At 65.0% G+C, this 18,187-nt stretch carries 13 protein-coding genes; 5 read left to right on the top strand and 8 right to left on the bottom strand.

All coding sequences use genetic code 11. The features are described from left to right. Nucleotides 1–189: 189 nt before the first annotated feature. Genes ABD716_RS15220 through ABD716_RS15235 form a run of 4 tightly spaced genes read right to left on the bottom strand, consistent with a single transcriptional unit; the run spans nt 190 to nt 5,355 of the window. Nucleotides 190–3,609 (bottom strand): P-loop NTPase, encoded by a 3,420-nt coding sequence (locus ABD716_RS15220; RefSeq protein ID WP_344778360.1) that lies wholly within the window; start codon nt 3,607–3,609, stop codon nt 190–192. A 2-nt stretch (nt 3,610–3,611) separates the two neighbouring features. Further along, complete coding sequence (locus tag ABD716_RS15225) at nt 3,612–4,424, bottom strand: TIGR02391 family protein (protein WP_344778362.1); 813 nt, start codon at nt 4,422–4,424, stop codon at nt 3,612–3,614. 7 nt (nt 4,425–4,431) lie between these two features. Then, nucleotides 4,432–4,983, bottom strand: a complete 552-nt coding sequence (locus ABD716_RS15230) for an ImmA/IrrE family metallo-endopeptidase (RefSeq protein WP_344778364.1) — start codon at nt 4,981–4,983, stop codon at nt 4,432–4,434. Nucleotides 4,984–4,986: 3 nt separating this feature from the next. Further along, complete coding sequence (locus ABD716_RS15235; protein WP_344778366.1) at nt 4,987–5,355, bottom strand: transcriptional regulator; 369 nt, start codon at nt 5,353–5,355, stop codon at nt 4,987–4,989. A 310-nt stretch (nt 5,356–5,665) separates the two neighbouring features. On the opposite strand from ABD716_RS15235, the gene ABD716_RS15240 reads away from it, so the two are divergent. From ABD716_RS15240 to ABD716_RS15250, 3 genes are read left to right on the top strand one after another with little or no spacing between them, the layout of a single operon-like run. Next, entirely contained in the window at nt 5,666–6,676 is a 1,011-nt protein-coding gene (locus ABD716_RS15240; protein WP_344778368.1) for an SMODS domain-containing nucleotidyltransferase, read from the top strand. Then, a complete protein-coding gene (locus ABD716_RS15245; RefSeq protein ID WP_344778370.1) occupies nt 6,673–8,139 on the top strand; it encodes a ThiF family adenylyltransferase in 1,467 nt (488 codons plus the stop codon). Before ABD716_RS15240 ends, ABD716_RS15245 begins: the two co-directional genes overlap by 4 nt. Next, nucleotides 8,136–9,911, top strand: a complete 1,776-nt coding sequence (locus tag ABD716_RS15250) for an SAVED domain-containing protein (RefSeq protein WP_344778372.1) — start codon at nt 8,136–8,138, stop codon at nt 9,909–9,911. The genes ABD716_RS15245 and ABD716_RS15250 overlap by 4 nt, the downstream gene beginning before the upstream one ends. Nucleotides 9,912–9,977: 66 nt before the next feature. On the opposite strand, the gene ABD716_RS15255 is transcribed toward ABD716_RS15250, so the two are convergent. The 3 genes from ABD716_RS15255 to ABD716_RS15265 form a co-directional block, all read right to left on the bottom strand. Beyond that, nucleotides 9,978–11,159 (bottom strand): tyrosine-type recombinase/integrase, encoded by a 1,182-nt coding sequence (locus tag ABD716_RS15255; protein ID WP_344778374.1) that lies wholly within the window; start codon nt 11,157–11,159, stop codon nt 9,978–9,980. Continuing rightward, complete coding sequence (locus tag ABD716_RS15260; protein WP_344778376.1) at nt 11,152–11,409, bottom strand: helix-turn-helix transcriptional regulator; 258 nt, start codon at nt 11,407–11,409, stop codon at nt 11,152–11,154. The genes ABD716_RS15255 and ABD716_RS15260 overlap by 8 nt, the downstream gene beginning before the upstream one ends. Before the next feature lie 146 nt (nt 11,410–11,555). Continuing rightward, nucleotides 11,556–11,930: a sulfate permease gene (locus tag ABD716_RS15265; RefSeq protein ID WP_344778378.1), complete on the bottom strand. Its 375-nt coding sequence runs from the start codon at nt 11,928–11,930 to the stop codon at nt 11,556–11,558. Nucleotides 11,931–12,131: 201 nt separating this feature from the next. Here ABD716_RS15265 and ABD716_RS15270 point away from each other — a divergent pair, with 201 nt between their 5' ends. Together ABD716_RS15270 and ABD716_RS15275 are read left to right on the top strand one after the other, a co-directional pair. Continuing rightward, a complete protein-coding gene (locus tag ABD716_RS15270) occupies nt 12,132–13,127 on the top strand; it encodes a DNA-processing protein DprA (protein WP_344778380.1) in 996 nt (331 codons plus the stop codon). Nucleotides 13,128–13,184: 57 nt separating this feature from the next. Continuing rightward, nucleotides 13,185–14,432: an AlbA family DNA-binding domain-containing protein gene (locus ABD716_RS15275; protein ID WP_344778382.1), complete on the top strand. Its 1,248-nt coding sequence runs from the start codon at nt 13,185–13,187 to the stop codon at nt 14,430–14,432. Nucleotides 14,433–14,440: 8 nt separating this feature from the next. Here ABD716_RS15275 and mobF read toward each other — a convergent pair whose 3' ends face one another. Next, on the bottom strand, nt 14,441–17,986 hold the full coding sequence (gene mobF / locus ABD716_RS15280) for a MobF family relaxase (protein ID WP_344778384.1): 3,546 nt from the start codon (nt 17,984–17,986) through the stop codon (nt 14,441–14,443). Between the last annotated feature and the right edge of the window lie 201 nt (nt 17,987–18,187).

Here is an 18,187-nt window from a genome sequence, read left to right on the forward strand (position 1 = left end):
CGATCAGGTTGGCTTTCCGCATGATTCCGCGGGTCAGATCATGCAGTACGGGTCACGGGATGCATGGTTTGCATGATTCTGGTCCCCCTCTGGTCCCCCGTGAAGCGATCAAGAGCGTGACTACTGGGACCGCCACCCGCGTACCGCTCGGCTCGGCTCGGCCACCTAGACACAATTATCCGCTGACAGCTATCCAAGCTGCATCCGCGCGAGCGCCGGAAAGCGCTGTAGCAACCCTTCGGCCTCCGACTTCACATGCCCGCTAGTTCTGGCTGCGCGAAAGACAAGTGGTGCAATCTGGTCGCGGCGCGAGTGTCCGTAGCGTTGCGGACGTTTGATGGCCCGTTCCCACTTCGACACGGCTCCCTCGGGAAGCTCAGCTATGAGGGTGTCGATCAGGGTCGAGTCGAGATGGTCACAGACCTCGACCCATGCGTTGAGGTTGTCGAAAGGGTCGCTTGTGTTGTTGGTCAGCCCTTCGACCACCCCTGCTCTGTTCGCTTCGACCACTTCCAGTGCGAGGCCGGCATCGTGCTCGGCGAGACGCGCGACAACAGCAGCTGCCCATCCCCAACGATGGTGGTCAAGTCCAAGATCGAGCGGCAATCCTCTCCGAAGCGCGCGGGCGGCCACGTCCGGCGCCATGAACGCGATGAATGAGTCGAGTGCGATGAGCGACGGTTCGAGTCGGTCGAGGATCAAGCGCACCTCATCTGACTTCCGCTCAAACAGCTGAACGCAAAGGTAGAGGCCCGTACCGGATGGTCGTCCTTCTGGTGTGGCAAGCGACTCTTCGAGCTTGGCGAAGTCAAGGCGGTCTGCGACGTCGGCGAACGTGGCGGCATCTGCTTTCTCCACGAGACCGATGAAGACGTCAAAGTTCATCTGCCCCCATTGATCCTGCGGACCAGACAATACTTGGGCGACCTGGTCACGATCGAGCGCGCGGACGAGCGTGCGAGCCGCCGGCCGGCATTTCGCTGGAAGATTAGCTCGGCGCCCGAAGGTGATCGCGGCGTACCCGAGGGTGCCAAAAACCAGATTGAACAGATCGTTCCATCGTCGGACTGGGTCCATCATGAGCAACGACGCGATCTGACCTGCGGAGTGCTCGACCAAGCGCAGGGCGAGGTCATGATCTGCCGCTGAGAGGTTCTCGATGAGCGTCGAGATGTGCCATAGCTCCGGTGGGTTGGCGTCGAGCATCTGCCTGTAGGCCGACTCATCGAGATGTGCTTTGGTCGAGGCGCGGAGCGTCTCGCCACCGATATTGCACAGGCGGTCCAGTGCGTGTGAGCTGGAGTAGATGTGCGGCCAGCCACCGTCGAGGATTAGGCGCGCGAGCCGTCGCCCGTCCGTGAAGCCGGCGACCTGTTCGGCAAACTCGGCGTCAGGCTGGTGCAGGCTGTTCGCGAGATCTCCAAGCGCCCAGCCGTTCTCGGGCGCGATCGCCGCGTACCATTCTCTGAGCCGGTCTGCATGCGCTCGCACGGTCACCATCACCGCGCCGTCAGAGTAGGCGATGACCTCAGACAGTAGCTGTGCCGCTTCGGCGATGTCGCCGTCCCCGGAGATAGCTAGCGCGCGGCGAGCGAGTTCGCTGTAAAGCGCGTCAGAGAGCACTCCCTCGCGTCTGAGTATCCATCGTGCGTCGGTGTCCAGGTTCCGACCGACGAGCCACGTGCACCCTCGTAGCGGCGTCGAGGCCGAGTTCAGTACGAAAGCGATGAGGGCGCCGACTGCCTTTCTGTCGCGTTCAACTTCCAGCGCGGGAAGTTGCGGTGGAGCTGGCATCGTCGTGTCCACGGGCGTGGCGGTTGTGTAAGCCGTTGTCCGGGGTGATGCCGACGCAGAGGCAACCGGGAGCACTTCCGGCCTCCTGTGAGGCGGGAACACATGTCTGGGTGGATGAAGGCTCCAGGTGATCACATTTAGCGCGGCTTGGAGATGGGCGCAACGGATGCGGCCGTCAGATTCGGAGATCAGCCGTCGGCGGCGCAACTGCTCGATAGACCGTTCCAGCCACTGTTGGTCTCGGTGAAGAACTGGCAGGAGAGCCTCTAGTTCATCTTGAGCAACTCCAGAGTCAACCCCCGCGACCTGTGCGACCGCGATGGCGGCCAGCGCCAGGTCCGCCCGGCCTTGGTCCCGAAGTTCCATCGCTTGACGACGAACCCTTCGCCATCCGCCGGTGAGAACGTACGCGAACTGCCAGGTGGTCGGCTCGCGCTCGGCGAGGTCGATGCGTCGCTCGAAATTGAAGTCATGCGGGTGGTTTCCGACGTGATCATCGAGAGCACGGATATGAGGGAATAGGCTCGCCCGCTGTTCACGCACGAAGCGAGCGAGTCGGGCCACCGCACCTGAAGCGCTGAGGTGGACGGTGTTGACGCCACCGGCAACATGGTCGATACCGACGATGAGCACCAGCCTCTCGGGGGTGGCGGCTTCCGCGATTTCGCGCACTGTGTCTGCGGAGAGGTCCTGGGCGTCGTCGATGAACAGGACCTTCCTGTGTGGAAAGGCAACCAGATCCGTTAGCCATGAGCGCACCCCGTCCTGGCGCGCGTTGTCACGCAATCGGAGGACTTCGTATCCGTCATTCATCAGACCTCGGAGTGCCTGATAAGCGCAGATGGACTTTCCCGAACCTGTGGGACCGTTCACGACCACTGCGCGATCATGTTGAAGCGATCGCTTGATGGTTTGGACCTCGTCAAGTTCTGGGCACGAGTCCACGTCCTGCGGGCCGAGGCGCTGACCCGCCAGCCAGGAATCGACACCTCGGCTGCCTGCATAGGTCACCGTGTGCCATGCTGAACGTTCCTCTCGAATCGCATACCTTTCCGCGAGGGCCGGTAGGACAACCTCTGCCGTCTCCTTCAAGTCCTCGCCCCCCATCGCGTGGGGCCCGATGCGGATCGTTCGCCAGGACTGATCGAGTGGCCGCACTAGTTCGTCGACTACGACTTGGTCGCTCTCGGAGTAGCCGACGATGAGGAGTGTGCGAGCGTGCGTTGAGCGGAGCTGCGTGATTGTTCCGAGGACGTCAGATGGGACTACGCCGGGCTCATGCGGCAGTGTCCAGGGCACGTGTGGCTGGGCGACATCGCCGTGCGGTTTGAATACCACCCCCGCAGGCAACGCGGCTCCGTAGAGTCGCTGGTACGCACATTCGAGCGCGGTGTCCCAGTTGAGCGAGACCACACACTCGATAACGCCGGAGTGGACGAGGCGAGCGAGGGCTTCGTGCGCGACGGACGGTTGCGTGCTACGTTCGCCGTCCAGCTTGACGAACTGACTCTGGAACCGGTGGCGCGCGGTTGCGCTACCTGCGACCGCCGCCCAGGCCTGCTTTACGTCAGCCCATTCATCGCCCACCAGCGACTTCGCGTCGGCATCCTCACGACCAAGTGCGCTGGCCAACTTCGATCGTGCAGCAACGTCAGTATCCAGCGCGTCCCAGAGGAGCGAGGTGAGGCCTCGGGTGGCGGGGAATCGACTACTGATCGACAGCCCAGCGCCCACGACGACAACGCCCCCTAGCGCGAGCGCCGCGTCGGCACTTGCGATGCGTGCTGTCAGGTCGATCGAAAGCGCTCCAACCATACTCACACGCCGTCACCGTTCCGCGAGATCGCTGTGTCCAGCCGACGATGAATCATGGACAGCGTTCCCAGAACATCAAGAGCGTCCAGTTCGCTCATGGTCCAGTGCAACTTGGGCTCGTGGGCCACTGGGTTCCGGAAGGCGCTGAACAGCCCCTTCGCGAGATTGGCTATACCGAGTTGCTCATCCCGCTCGGTGCGGGTTCGCCCTCCGTTGATTCTGAGCGGTGGGATTGAGCCGGCCATCGTCTTCTCGATGAGGCCGTATCCATCGGCATCAACGCCGGTCTGAGAACGAATCCGTGCCCCCAAACCCTTGATCGCCTCGAAGACCGCTTCGTAGTAGTCCGCGCGGACGAGGTCTTCTCGACAGTACGCAAGTACCTCGGCATGCGCTCCGCGTTGTTCGAGAATCTTGTAGAGCCGTTCCGAGCGAGCCAGCGCCTCAGTATCAGTGGACGCCCTCTTCGCCGTTGCTACTCGCCCGTCGGCGAGCACTTTGAGGCTCACTAGCGATAGAACTTGATTGAGCTCATCGCGTGCGATGTCTGCGCGAGACTTACGATCGAGCGTGCGCTCCGCCCGCATTGCCGCCCGAACAAGAGCGATCAGCGCATTCCCGTTACCGGTCTTCGCTTGATTATTGGAGACAGCGTGGGCGAGTCGGCGCCACTTAGTGTGCCCTTCGCCGGGATCAGAACGAAGCGGGACTTCGGCCATAATGCGTGTGAGTTCGGTGCCACTGTATAGGTCACCGATAATCTTGGAAACGCCCTCAATAGTCCCGAGGGGAAAAGCACTGATCACACTGGTCACGTCCGGTTCACACCCACTTGGCGCGGGTCCGCTGCATCACCTTGCGCGCTCCGCTATGGTTCATTCTCCAGCGGGCGATCGCGAGGCTGACATCGTAGGCATCCGCTGCCTCCTCGTCGGTGGCGTTCGCTCGAGCGAGCCGGAATGCTCCGTCGTTGGGGATCAGCATCTCCCCCGAGAGCCAGTCGGCTTCGGCTTCTTGGTCGCCGCCGAGCCCACACTTCCTCTCGTCGGAAAGCGAAACGCCGAACTGGTGCTCCAGGACGACGTGGGCGAGTTCGTGGCACATGGTGGTGCGACGACGGGTCAGGGGCTGAGCGTCGTTCTCCAGGATGACCACGCCACTCCCGTTCGGGATCAGCGCCCCGGACAGTGCGCTTCCGTCCGCTCGCAGGAAGTGATCACGCGCGACACCATCAAGGTCACTGAGCTGGACGACCGGGATGCCGTACTCAGAAGCGAAGGCGTAGGGGTCGAAAGGCGCATGCGCGTCGATGCCGATCTCGGCCCGTAGCTCCAGCGCGAGGCTCTTCGCCTCGGTCTTGAATCCTCGACGCACGAGTCATCCCTGAGCCCGTGCACGTTCGATGGTCGCGCCGATCACCTGTTGCAGGTACTTGACGTCGGTCTCACTCAGATCCTTTCGGGCGCGCAGAAGCGGTGCGAGCTGCGCCATGAGGTCAGGTTCGCGGTTGTCGTTGGCGTCACGCTGTCCCTCATGCTCGAAGAAGTCCTCGGCCGGGAGTCGGAGCCAGGCAATGATCGTGGCGAAACCGTCAGTGTCGGGCTTGAGGCCGTTGCCGAGCCGAGAGAGCAACGAGGGACTCACCCCTACTTCACCGGCGAGCCCCCGCCAGGAAAGCTGCCTCTCCTGACGCGCGGCGTCTAGCGCGGAGTACAGCGCGGCCGTGTTGATCGTGGTTTTGGCCATGCCTCCAGTGTGTCACATCTGCGACAGCCTGTCGCCTCCGACACGGAGTGTGTTAGAATTGAAACATAGCATCAAGTTTAGAACGCCGAGGAGGTGAGGAGCATGGCGGGTAAGCGAGGGCGCAGCGCGGTCACGGGTCGGTTCGTGAAGCAGTCCACGGTGAAGCGTCACCCGAAGACCACGACCAACGAGAGCACCGGCAAGCGCGGCAAGAAGTAGTACACCACCTGCTCCATGCTCGCTGAAGTGTCGGTGGTATGGGACAGGCTCAGAGAAGTCCAAGACATTCACAACCAGATCGGAGGGCCCGATGGCTCACCTCAAGCAGCAGTTCAAGGATGCGCTGAGCTCCATCGAGCCCGGCGATGACAAGGCCAACGCACCGGAGGCGCACCGGCTGGTGCGCGATGCACTCGAAGCTGACACGAAGCTCACCGAGTACGGAGTGGACCCGGTGCTGATCGGTTCGTATAAGAGGAGCGTGTCGATCAAGCGGGTCAAAGACGTTGACGTGTTCGTGCGGCTCCCTGACCTACCGAACGACGTCACGTCGAAAGACATCCTCGACCGATTCTTCACCGTCCTGCATGCGGAGTTCGGCAGTGATGACGACGGTCACCGGCGAACCAAGCGCCAGGATCGCAGCCTGCAGGTGTCGTTCCCCGAGTACGACCTGTATGTCGACGCGGTGCCCGCCCGCCCTTACTGGGACGGCGAGACGTGGGAGATCCCGCAGAAGGGCGATGAGGACGAGTGGGTGCGTACCAATCCGGAGAAGCTCACGTCGCTGTCGAGCGAAATGAACGCCGCGCATGACGGCTATTACGTTCCCACGGTGAAGCTGCTCCGTCAGACCCGACGTTCGATACTCGGCTCCGGCAAGAAGCCTGGTGGGTTCTTCATCGAGGTCGCGACGTACCAAGCCTTCGCCTCCGGCCTGGTCTCGGGCAACGATCACGCAGAGTATTACGTCTCTGCTCTCGAAGAGGTCAGCAAGATCCTCGACGACTACGTCACCCTCGGCATCGGAGTGAACGACCCCACCCTGCCGGGGCACACCATCAGCATTCGTGCGACAGATGATGAACTGGATGCAGCCAAGACTCGTTTCGCTGACGCTGCGGAGACCGCACGCGAAGCGCTCGACGAGGAGGACGAGGGCAAGGCCGCACTGGCGTTCCAGGGATTGCTGGGCAAGAACGGGGATGACGAGACCGTGTTCCCGATGCCGCCGGGATTCAACGAGGATGGGTCGAAGCGCGCGTCCGCCATCTCGGCTGGCGCACGGACCGTTCCGGCGGGCACGAGGACCTTCGGGTGACCCTCACCGAGTACGACGACTACGTCGCATACTCACGACAGCACTTCGAGGAAGGGCTGATCCGAGCCGGCTTCACGGAGGACGACCACGGCTGGCGAGGGACAATCGTTCACCCTGGGGGTACGACCGAGGTTCTCATAACGCTGCGTTCCCGCTACCCCTTTCAGCCACCCCGCGTGGTTCCGCTCGACTCAGATGCGGTCGCGTGGTCCTGGCACCGGGAGTTGGACGGGGCGCTGTGCCTGGTTGCCGAGGACGATCATGAGGGGCTGTGGTGGACGGAAGCGCCGGCGTTCCTCGAACATGTCACTGCCTGGTTCGAACAGGCGGCAGCAGGCTGGCCAGACGACCGACCCGACCTAGACCTCGACCGCTACTTCAAGCCCTCCGAGGATGAGCGGCTTTATCTCTACGATGACCTGACCCGATATCCCAGCGGATTCGTTCGGTTCCGCCCGGCAGCGAACAACCTAATGCGAATCGGCGGCGGCACCAAGCCAGCGAAGTCCTCGAAACACAGCAAGGATCGCTTCGGATACGTTGCCGATCTCGGCGATGTAGACGTGCCCCCCAGATCATGGGACGACATCTCCGCTCGCATCAACCCCAGCGTCGACCTGGACCGCAGAATTCGCGAGCACACGATAGAGATCGTGGTGCTGATCTACAGCCGTGGCTCTCACGACGGCGCAATCACCCTCGAAGTATGGCCCACCGAAACTGGCGGCATCGCAGTCAGGCGCCTGAGCTCGGGTGCCGACACCGATGCCGCCAAAGCCGCACGCTCGGGTCAGCTTGCTCCCGAGCTCCGCGGACAGCGAGTCGCAGTTGTGGGCGTCGGAGCCCTCGGCTCGTTCATTGCGGACATGCTCGTGCGTTCTGGTGTTCAGAAACTCACCCTGCTCGATAGCGACGTCGTTATGCCCGGGAATCTCGTCCGTCACCTTGTCGGCCCTGAAGCCGTGGGGCGGTCGAAGGTTGAGGCCGTCAAGCAGCATCTGATTGACCGCGGTGGAGTTGCAGGTGCCGACATCGAGGTGATCGATCATGCGCTCACCTCAGGTGACGAAGCTGTCGAGCTTCTGACCGACCACGATCTCGTGGTGAACGCGACCGCCGATTTCGCCACCACTGCACTCCTCCATGTCACTGCACGGGCGTTGTCCAGGCGGCTCGTCTCAGCGTCGATCCAGAACGGTGGTACGAGCTACCGAATTGATGTGCTGCCGCCGCTCGACGGAGCCGAACCGCTACCGCCCTCGTCCAACGTTGTCGATCAGCCTGAGTCTGAACTGTTCGAAGCCGGCTGTGGCAGTCCAATCTCTCCGACGCCCCCTTACGCGGTGATCGAGGCGGCCGCAGCGACCGTGCGTCACGCCGTCGGCCTGCTCGTCGATCGCCCTCTCCACCCAGCGGGGGAAACGCGAGACCTGTCGATCGGCGCAGTAAGGAGTCACGAATGACTCGACCACCATCGCGCATCGACCTGCTCGTCGACGCCTACGAGACCATCGCCTTCGAGGCAGCGAACCACCTCCCTCGGGAGACCGGTGGCATCCTCCTCGGCTACCAGGACAACGGCACCATCGTGGCAACTCACGCCCTGGTTGTTGAGGGGCAGGGGGCAACGACGAACAGGTACGTTCGCGACGACATTCGCGCGGACGAGCTCTTGCAGGAGTTTCTGGAGCAACGAGCTGACGACGATCCGATCGGCTACGTCGGTGAGTGGCACAGCCACCCCTCCCTATCCGGACCAAGCACCGTCGATCACGCAGCGATGCGGGCGACCGCCAAGGTCAGTTCCAACCCGATCGCACTGCTCGTCTTTGCGCCTGGCGCAACCGGTGCGTTCTTCGGACTCATCGCCCGGCGCCAACGGTTCGGGAAGACCACAACGAAGGAAGCAGTCGTCTCTGTCCCTCCTTCGAGATTCCCTCCCCTCGGTCCTTTACCGGACGGTGCCGTTCGCGGCGACGGCCCGGTATTCATCTCCTACCGCCAATCAGATGGCACCGCGCAAGCGGACGCTCTTGAAGATCTACTCCGGGCCGCCGGGCTTGTCGTGTGGAGGGATCACACCGACCTGCGACCCGGCACGACCACCGACCGCCTCGAACAGGCGCTCACCCGAGGTCTCTCGGCGGGCGTGCTCGTCGTCACCCCCGACATCGCACACAGCGACATCGTCCGCGAACGCGAACTGCCACGTCTGCTCCAGCTCGACGCCGATCCCAACTTCAGCCTGTGTATCGCGAACACTGTCACACGGGCAGGCGAAGAAGTGAAGTGTGACTACGACGCCCCGGATCGGCTCCTACGACTCGCGCCAGCACGAACCCTGGCTGACAAGAAGCAGGCGAACATGCGCCAGCCGTCTGGCGGCGAAGTCGAGATCGTGCGTGATCTTCTGATGCACCGCGTCGAGCAACGAAAGCCCATCATTCGCGCAGAAGGACGCGATTTCACGATTCGCGTGCAAAGCCGCCCTGCATCATCTGCCCTCGACGCCGACGAGGAGGACCTTCACATCCGACTCAAACCGTCGGACGACGGGCGGCTTCCTTCCCGAGGCGCGCTGCAACTGCTCCAGAAGACTCTCCCGCTGACCAGCGATGCCGTGTACGCGTCCGGCGCAAAGAGCGTGCGCGTATCGGGCGGAGCCCACCTGTCAGTTGGGCTAGCAGTTGGCGCGGCGCTGCCTGAAACGAAGATCGGCAGGGTGGTCGTGGTCGATCCGGAGGGCAATGCTTGGACGTCCGCCGCGCCCGATGACGACCCGCAGACCACCGAGCTGACCATCGAGCCCACCCGGATAGAGCAGGATCAAGCGGCAGAACTCAAACATCGCGTGGCGATCTTCGTGACCTTGACACCACATGCAGATCGGACCGCTTTCGAACAGCTCGTGAACGACTCAGCCGATGGATTCGACGCAGCGGAGATCATCTCGCTTGGGAGTACAGAACGAATCGACCCACGAGAAGCAGCTCGTCTAAGCACGGCCATCGCACAGCAAATCAAGAAACTCTCTGCCGGCCAAGGACGCGCCGAGGTACACCTCGCCTTCCATGGCCCTTACACGATGGCCGTACTTGTCGGGCGCTACCTCAACACGCTGCGAACCGTCGTCTATGAATGGGATGGCAATAGGAAGGATGAGCCCCGCTACAAGCCCGTGCTCGTCCTCGAACCTGGTGTGACGGGCGGACCGATCACTGATGTCTTCCAGTAAGGATCGGCACGACGAGCGTCGATGATGCCTGTACGCGATCCCTACGCAGGCATGGTCTTCCCCTCATCATCCAGCCTTACCGAAAGCCCGCTCGAGATGCTCAGCCGTGACGGGGTTCACGGTCTCGTTGCGCTGGATGTAGTGCTGCATCGTGATCCGCGGGTCGGTGTGCCCGAGGAGCTCGGAGGCGAGGAGCGCGCCTTGCGCGTCGTTGACGACAGTGGCGACAGTACGGCGGAAGCGGTGCGGCGTGACGTTCTCGATCCCGGCCTCGTCCATCACGTCGCGCAGGAGCCTGCGGATGTTGTTCGTCGTGCGCGGCGTCCCGACCCGCGTGCTGAACAGGAGCGCACCCGGGTCGACGTCACCGGAACGGAGGAGACGGGAGCGGATCGCGTGAAGGGCGAATGACGGCAGTGCGACGCGGCGAACCGAGCGATCCGTCTTCGGATGGTCTTGCCGGTGGGTGGGCTCGCCTTTGCGGCTGATGATCGTCCCGGCTATTCGTGCTGTCGGGATCGGACTATCCAGGTCGAGATCCTGGAGTCGGATGGCGAGGACTTCGCCGATGCGGGCGGAGGTGCCGAGCATGACCTCGACGATCTGCCCGAGCTGCCGATCCGGCCTCGGGCCCGCCAGTATCCGCCGGGACTCCCATGCCTTGATCGCGGCGCGGATCTCTTGCACCTCGCCGATCGTGAACGCCTCCGGGATGGTCTTCTTCCGGTGCAGCCGGGAAACGTGGTCCATCGGGTTGCGAGGCAAGATCTCGTGGCGAACCGCGAGAGCGAGGGCGAGTCGGAGAACGACGCGGGCGTGCTTGGCGCGGCTGTAGCTGCGTCTGGCGAGCTGCTTGAGGAAGTAATCGCAGCGGGCGACCCCGATCTCCCGGAGCGTGAGGTCTTTGAACGCGGGGACGACGAGAGTGCGCATGTCGCGCTCGTAGAGGTTCCTCGTGGTTCGCGAGAGGCGGTCTTCGATCTCCATGTCCTCCAGCCAGTAGGTGACGAGCTCCAGGAACGAACTGTCGGCGCTCATCCCGTTGAATCCGGGCTGGTAGAGGGAGCGTTCGGCGAGCTTCTGCTTGAGCTTGCGCTCCGCGGCGGCCCGTGAGGGGCCGGTGGCCTGAACGAGCCGGTTGCTGCCGTCCCAATCCCGGTATCGGGCGCGGGCCACATGGTTGCCATTGGGCTGGGGACGGGTGGCGATGATCCCGAAGGTTCCGATCGGCGTGCGGGGCCTACCCACACGCGCCCTCCCCCGCTCCGGGAAAGGTGGCAGCGCCAGTAGGAGAGGCGGGCTCGCGTAGGGTGTCCATCCAGGCGCGGATGTCGGTGATGCCGAACATGATGCGCTTGCCGAAGCGGTAGGCGCGCGGGCCTTTGCCATTGGTGCGCCAGTCGTAGATGGTGGAGACGGGCACGCCGAGGTAGTCGGCGAGTTCGTCGATGTTCAGGAGCGGTTCCAGGGCGTGCGGGCTGGACTGGTGTTGATTCATCCCTCCAGTCTCGAAGGACAAACGAGCGGGGCTGTTCCCCGGCCCTCTTCCCCCGGTGAAGTTGCCCGCCGTCCGGCATGCGAATCACCGCGTGCCGTTGCGGCGTCGCTGTTCGAACGGTGCGGGCGAGGCCGCGATGCGGTTTCCTATGGCGTGCGCGCCGTTGTCGGTTCGGCAGGCTCGATCGGCCGAAGCGCACGACGGTGGCGGCGGTGGGTTGCCGACTCCTCCATACGAGCGCGAATGAGGAGGACAACGCTGATCGGCCCCATGATGAGGAACTTGAGCGCGTTCCAGCAGAACAGGAGCACGAGGAGGTTCAGCCAGCCGGGGCCGCCGTCCTCGATCAGGGTGACGCAGTAGTTCGCAGCGAGGAAGTATGGCGCGGCGAGGAGCATCGCGGGGGTGCCCCATTTCAGGCCGCGGCGGGTGCGGATCGCATCGAGCGCGATGTTGGTGGGCATGTAGCGCCGCAGGTAGTAGCGGGCGTGGGCGCTGAGCGCCCAGAGCAGCCGGATCATGGCGTTTCCTCTCGTGGCACGGTCAAGTGACGAGACAGTGCGTAGAGAGTGGCCCGAGGGCCTGTCCGCGAGGGACGCCATATCAAGGAGGAATCTGCCTCTCCTTCAGAGTACGGCTCTCGGCCGACATTCGTAAGAGGTGCGCCCATGCGTTCGGGCGGCGCTCGCGCACCTGTCTGGCATACACGATGGGAGCCGGGCATGGTCACGATCACTTCTCTCGCCAAGGACGAACGCTCCGCACGGGTCGCTCTGGCAGCGACCTTGGAGCCCGACAACGCGGTGACCGGCAGGCTCATCGCTGCGGTCGGCGCCGTCGAGACTGTGCGCCTGGCGGCCGGTACCGGCGCGTTCCCGAAGAAGATCGATACCGTCGAGGCTGGGCTGTGGCGCAACAAGGTCGCCCCGCGCATGGAGGCCCGCACGGTCACGCAGGCACTGTCGGAGACTGGCCGTCTCGGGCTGCGCATCCTCATCCCCAGCGACGACGAGTGGCCGACCGCCCTCAACGATCTGGGCGATCGTGCCCCCACCGCTCTATGGCTACGAGGCGCCGTCTCCTTACTCACTGCGCCGCTGAACGATCGCGTCACAATCACCGGAGCCCGCGCCGCCACGAGTTACGGCGAGCACGTCGTCGGCGAACTCGCCTCTGAGATGACCCATGCCGAGCGGATCATTGTGGCCGGCGGCGCCTACGGCATCGACGCTGCCGCACACCGAGCCGCCCTCGCCTCCGGCGGGCAGACTCTCGCCGTCATGGTCGGCGGTCTGGATCGCCTCTGCCCGTCCGGTAACCGTGAGTTGCTGGAACGGGTCGGAGACCTCGGGCTTCTCGCCAGTGAGATGCCGCCCGGCTCCGCGCCGACCAAGTGGCGGTTCCTCGCCCGCAATCGCGTCCTCGGTGCCCTCTCCGGTGCGACCGTCGTCGTGGAGGCTGGCTATCGCTCCGGCTCCCTCAACGTCGCCGCCCGCGCTGCGCAGCTCGGCCGCCCGGTCGGCGCCGTGCCCGGTCCGGTGACCAGTGTGTCCAGTGCCGGGACGCACCGGCTGTTGCGCGAAGGCGTCGCGTCCCTCGTCACGGACGCTGCAGATGTCACGGCCCTCCTCGACCCGCCTGCAGGTGGGGGCGGGCAGGCATTCGCGCGTGAGTCGGGCATCACCCCGTCCGCTCGTCGGGACGGGCGCGCGCTGTAGGCAGCTTCCGGTCGGCGTCACTGCCAGTTGTCGCAGGTGATCCCTACGCTGGGGGTCATGACTTTCACCGCTCTGCATCGCGCCCTCGGGGTCGCTCCTGGGCCTCTGACGGACGAGCTGCTGGACGCCGCGGTGAGCAACGGAGTCATGGAGACGAACGATCTGGACTGGAAGTCAGAGCTGCCCCCGGCGAAGGGACTACCGCAAACAGACTTCCCCAAGGACGTTGCAGCGATGGCGAACAGCGGCGGCGGCGTCATCGTGTTCGGAGTACGCGAGTCGCAGAAGGCCGCGACAGAGCGAGTCGACGTCGGAGAGTTCGATGAAGGGTACGAGCGATCCCTGCGCTCCGCAGCGATCACCGCTATCTCCCCGCCCGTCTTCGGCCTCAACGTGCACCGTCTCGGAACCGAGGGTGCCCGAGCTGTCGTCGTGGAAGTGCCGGCAAGCGTTGACGGGCCACACCTGATCTACCGCAACGACTACTTCGGCGCTCCGGTGCGCAACGACTCCGACACCGTATGGATGAAGGAACGCCAGATCGAGGCGATGTATCGAGCTCGCTTCGATGAACGCCGCCACGCCAGCGAAGCGCTCGACAGTCTGTATGCCGAGGCTGCGGGCGTGCGCGCAACGAGCGAACGCGCCTGGCTGATCGCTGTCGCCCACCCGCGCGTCCCTCGCCTCCACAACCGCTTGACGCGCGACGGTGCGCGCGACGTGCTGACCAAGGCCGAGGGCCTCGCCTTGTTCTACGCCGGACGTGGCGGTGTGCACCCGCTGGAAAACGTCGACCGGCATAACCCACGGCCGGGGTTGCGCCGCTGGGTCGCCGTGAACACCGCAACGGGCGAGCGATCAGTGTGGAAGGAAGCATGGGCGAGTCTCCACCACGACGGATCAGTCACGCTCGCAGCCGCAATCGGCGGCCACCGCATGAGTAGCGACGGGTACTTCGAGGGATCGCAGATCCAGTCGGACGCGGTCGAGTGCGGCGTCGCAGACCTGATGGCTCTCATCCGCGCGACTGCCGACGCGACGGGCAACGACGAGTACGACGTGCGCGTCGGGATCGAGTGGTCCGGATCAGAGCCCCTGACGATCCTCACGGTGGATAACTTCGGCTATTCCTACGGTGGTGTCTCAACACCGTTGCACCGCTACATGCCTGTCGAGAGCACCGTGAACGCGGCGGCTGCCGACCTTGACTTCTACTGGCGTGTTCATGACCTCGCTCAGGATTGCGTGAACCAGGGCGGCGTTTCGAACGTGCGGATGATCCAACCACCGGAGCGGACCGAGTAGTCGAACCCCTACAGCGACGGCCTGACGTGCTGCGGTCCGGTGCGCCGGGCGCGTTCCTGCTCTGGCTGCTCGGCCTGTGCGAGGTTTTGTGCCCGGGTAAGCGCGGCGCGGGCGCGGGCGGCGTCGATCTTCTGCGTGTCGGCTTCGGCGGGTGCTCCGAGGGGCGCGGGTCCGGTGATGCTGTAGCGGTCGCGGTAGGCGGCGATGGTGCGCGCGGCGTACCGCCATGCGTGGGCCGCTCGTGCAGTCTTGGGAGGGGTTCCGAGTTTCGTGATCCACTCGTGTTTCTCGGTAAGTGCGGTGTCGAGGAGGGCATCGGCTCGGGCTTCGATGAGGTCGCGTCGCTCGGTCAGCGCTTGCCGCATCTCGGATGGCATGGTGCCGGTGGCTTCGGGGATGAGGCCCGCGATGAGACGTGGTGTTCTGCGTGCGCGCCCGGCTCCCGCTGGCCTGGCGGTCGCGCGAGCGAGACGGTAATGCAGGACCGCGGCGATGTCGTCGGCGTCCCCGAACCCGCGTGCTCGCACGAGGCGTGGCAGCAGGGTCTCGACGTCGTGCTGGTTCGCCTCGGCCCGGCGGAGCTCGGCGGTCAGCGCTCCGAATGCGGGTGAAGCGATCGCGTCCTCGGCGTCGTCGTCGCTGAGCCCAGACGAGCGGATGAGCGCTGCCCAGCGGTCGTGTTGGGCGGCGGCGGCCAGGGTCTCGTACTCGGCGGCGAGCTGTGCGATCGAGGCCCAGGCGTCGTGCTCGGCGGTGATCGTCTCGTGCGCGGAGAGCTCGGCACCGACGTGCTGCAGCACCCCGAACAACACGGACCGGGCGGACGCATCCTCGTTGTCGCCGGGGTGCGGGCCGTCGTGGGCAGGGTCAGGCTTATCGACGGCGACGTAGGCGATGTTCTCCTCGCGGCCACGGGTCATGGCGACGTAGAACGTCTCTCTGGTCATCGACGCATCCGCCAGGACGTGCGAGGAGTCCACGGTGATGCCCTGCGCCCGGTATGACGTCACGGCGTAGCCGAGGTCGAGGTGTTCGGCCGCGTACTCGGCCGGGACCACGACCGAGGCGCCCCACGTGCGCCCTGCGCGGCGGAGGGTGAGAGCGCCGTCGTCACGGACCTCGGTGACCGTCCACCTGTCGCCGTTGCGAACCCAGGACCTGCCCGCGCGGAGGCGGCGGTCGTTGCGGCGGGTGATGACGGTATCCCCGACCGCAGCCCTCATTCCGTCGTGCAGTTCGACCTCACGGCGGGCGTTCACGGTGCCGTCGAGGATCAGATCAGCCCGCGCCCGGTTGTTGAGCGCCTGCACGGATTCGTTCGAGTCGGTCACGAGGACGCTGGCCCGCCCGGCGAGGGTGTCGGAGCGCCAGGCGTTGTAGGCGGCGTCGATCATCTCCTCCGTCTCACCACCTCGGATGCGACCGTGTTCGATGTAGGTGTCGATGACATCGGTGCGGCCGTGCCGCAGCGCGAGGGACGCGGTCTTCTCCCACAGGTTGACGAACCGGTGCACATCGACCAGTTCAGGGGTGTCGTCCCGGTCGTGGACGAGGAGGGAGAACGCGCCACCGGCGGTGACGGACTGGAGCTGGGCGTGATCCCCGACCAGCAGCACCTTGGCCCCGGCCTCAGCGGCCAGGGCCGTGATTCGGTCGAGGCAGAGCGTGCCCGCCAGCGATGCTTCATCGACGATGACGAGCTGCTCCTTGCGGAACGTCTCTCCGGTGCGGTCGTGGGTGTCGAGCCACTTCGCCGTGTTCTCGGTGGGGATGCCGAGGTCATCGGCGAGGACCTGCGCGGCGACCGCTGACGGCGCGAGCCCGATCACGCTGCCGCGCCCGTGCTCGTGTTCCCACGCCCGCCGCAACGCCGACATCGCGGTTGTCTTCCCGGCGCCGGCCGGGCCGACCAGCACGTCGACCATCCGGCCCGAGAGCGCGATCTTCGCCAGCGCGGCCGCCTGGTCGTCACCGAGCATCCGGCCCTTGCTGTCGGGCCGCTTCGTGACCCGTTCGACGGTGGTCAGCGGCACGGTCGGTGCGGTGGTGGTGCGGGCGCGTTCGAGGAGGCGGTCTTCGGCGCCCAGCAGCTCCTCGGAGGAGAACAGCGCGGAGTGCTTCGGACGGAACACGCTCGTGCCGTCCAGCCGGCGGAATGCGGCCGGGCTGGATGCGAGTTCGGGCGGGGTCAGGCGCAGCGACGCGGCTTCGGCTGCGTCCACGATCAGTCCGACGATGGCTTCGCGATCCTCGGTCGACGCGAACCGGTAACCCATCGTCTGCCGCGCCGCCTCGGCAGTGAGGTTCCATCGATGCCAGGTGGAGCGCTTCTCACCGACTGCGGCGACCACTTCCCGCCCGAGCGAGGCGATCACCACCAACGGGATGTCGTCGGCACGCAGCAGCAACGGTGCCTCGTTCCGGGTCACCCCTCGCGCCCACCCGGTCGCATCCGAACCGAGCACCTGCCCGGCCCGTTCCCGCCACGAGGCGGTCAGGTCGGCCAGCGACCGAATCTCCTTCTCCGGCCGGGTCGAAAGGGTGGCTTGGGCGCGGAGCTTCATGATCGTCGCCGGCGACGGCCGCCGCCCATGCTCGGACACAAAGTTCTCGATGAGCCGGTCAGTCTCGGCGTCGATGTGCCGGGCACGCGTCGAGAACTCAGCCACCAGTGTCTGCGGAACCCCGGTGATCGCCCACGCCGGGTTCCGGTCCCGCCCCTGCTCCCGCGCCTCCCACTCGATTCCGAGCATTCGGGTCAGGTGATCAGCGAACACCGCCTCGTGCAACTCCGACAGGGCGACCGTCGCGGCGTGCATCGGGCGACCATCGAGAGAGCGCCACCTACCATCGAGAACGGTCTGCACCTTGTTGGAGATGACGACATGGGTGTGCAGATGAGGGTCCCCCTCCCGGCTGTCGTAGTGATCGAACGCCGCGGCGATCAGACCAGCCACATCGACCTGCGCAACTGCCTCGTTGCGCCCGGTTGCACCCGTGCGGGTGGCTGCAACCTCCCGCTCCATGAACGCAACTACCTCCGCAACCGCCGCATGATGCGCCCGAGCGATCAACGCCTGCGTCCCAGCGTCCGCAACCGCCCACAACACCGAAGCGGACTTCGGGATCGAGAACGTGAAGTCAAACCCCGCAACCGCCCTACGCGTCCCGCGCTCGGCCTCTTCCATCTCAATAGCAGCGATCGCTTCAGCGCGGGACGCAGGTCCCAGCGCAGGATCGAGCGCGGCTACACGCTGCCCGATCCGCTCAGCGACGCTGCGGTACTCCGGGTACGCGCGACCCAGCGGCACCCCGGTGACGGGGTCACGGCCCATGCCGACCAGAAGCTGGAGCTGAGCCTCGGAAACCTGATCGCCCACACCGATCCGCCCACCACCCAGCGTGGCGACTCCGGCACCGAGCCAACGACCTGGCGGCGTGCCCTCCACGTTGTAATAGCGCGTCAGCGGGGTCGACAGAGCGCGGTCGCCATCGCCGGCGGCGACAGTGCGCAACAGGTACCTGTACCCGTTACCTGCTGACATCACCCTCATAGAGACCGTCACATCGGGAAGGTGATACGTCCCTCCCCGCGCGATGTCAGATACGGCGGGTGCGATTACGGCGAGCGATACCGATCATGACGGAACTCAACGCGACGAGGACAAGCATGAGCGCGCCGAAGGCGACGGGTCTGTCAGTTAAACGGTGTGCGGGGCCCGGCGGTTCTCAATGGGTGGTTCTCTCGAAGCGGC

Source organism: Gryllotalpicola kribbensis (genome assembly GCF_039538245.1).
In the GTDB taxonomy this organism is placed as follows: domain Bacteria; phylum Actinomycetota; class Actinomycetes; order Actinomycetales; family Microbacteriaceae; genus Gryllotalpicola; species Gryllotalpicola kribbensis.

What these genes read in the sequence shown, in the direction of transcription:
- ABD716_RS15220 (WP_344778360.1), bottom strand. Translation starts at nt 3,609, where the DNA reads ATGGTTGGAGCGCTTTCGATCGACCTGACAGCACGCATCGCAAGTGCC.
- ABD716_RS15235 (WP_344778366.1), bottom strand. Translation starts at nt 5,355, where the DNA reads ATGGCCAAAACCACGATCAACACGGCCGCGCTGTACTCCGCGCTAGAC.
- ABD716_RS15240 (WP_344778368.1), top strand. Translation starts at nt 5,666, where the DNA reads ATGGCTCACCTCAAGCAGCAGTTCAAGGATGCGCTGAGCTCCATCGAG.
- ABD716_RS15250 (WP_344778372.1), top strand. Translation starts at nt 8,136, where the DNA reads ATGACTCGACCACCATCGCGCATCGACCTGCTCGTCGACGCCTACGAG.
- ABD716_RS15260 (WP_344778376.1), bottom strand. Translation starts at nt 11,409, where the DNA reads ATGAATCAACACCAGTCCAGCCCGCACGCCCTGGAACCGCTCCTGAAC.
- ABD716_RS15265 (WP_344778378.1), bottom strand. Translation starts at nt 11,930, where the DNA reads ATGATCCGGCTGCTCTGGGCGCTCAGCGCCCACGCCCGCTACTACCTG.
- ABD716_RS15270 (WP_344778380.1), top strand. Translation starts at nt 12,132, where the DNA reads ATGGTCACGATCACTTCTCTCGCCAAGGACGAACGCTCCGCACGGGTC.
- ABD716_RS15275 (WP_344778382.1), top strand. Translation starts at nt 13,185, where the DNA reads ATGACTTTCACCGCTCTGCATCGCGCCCTCGGGGTCGCTCCTGGGCCT.
- mobF (WP_344778384.1), bottom strand. Translation starts at nt 17,986, where the DNA reads ATGAGGGTGATGTCAGCAGGTAACGGGTACAGGTACCTGTTGCGCACT.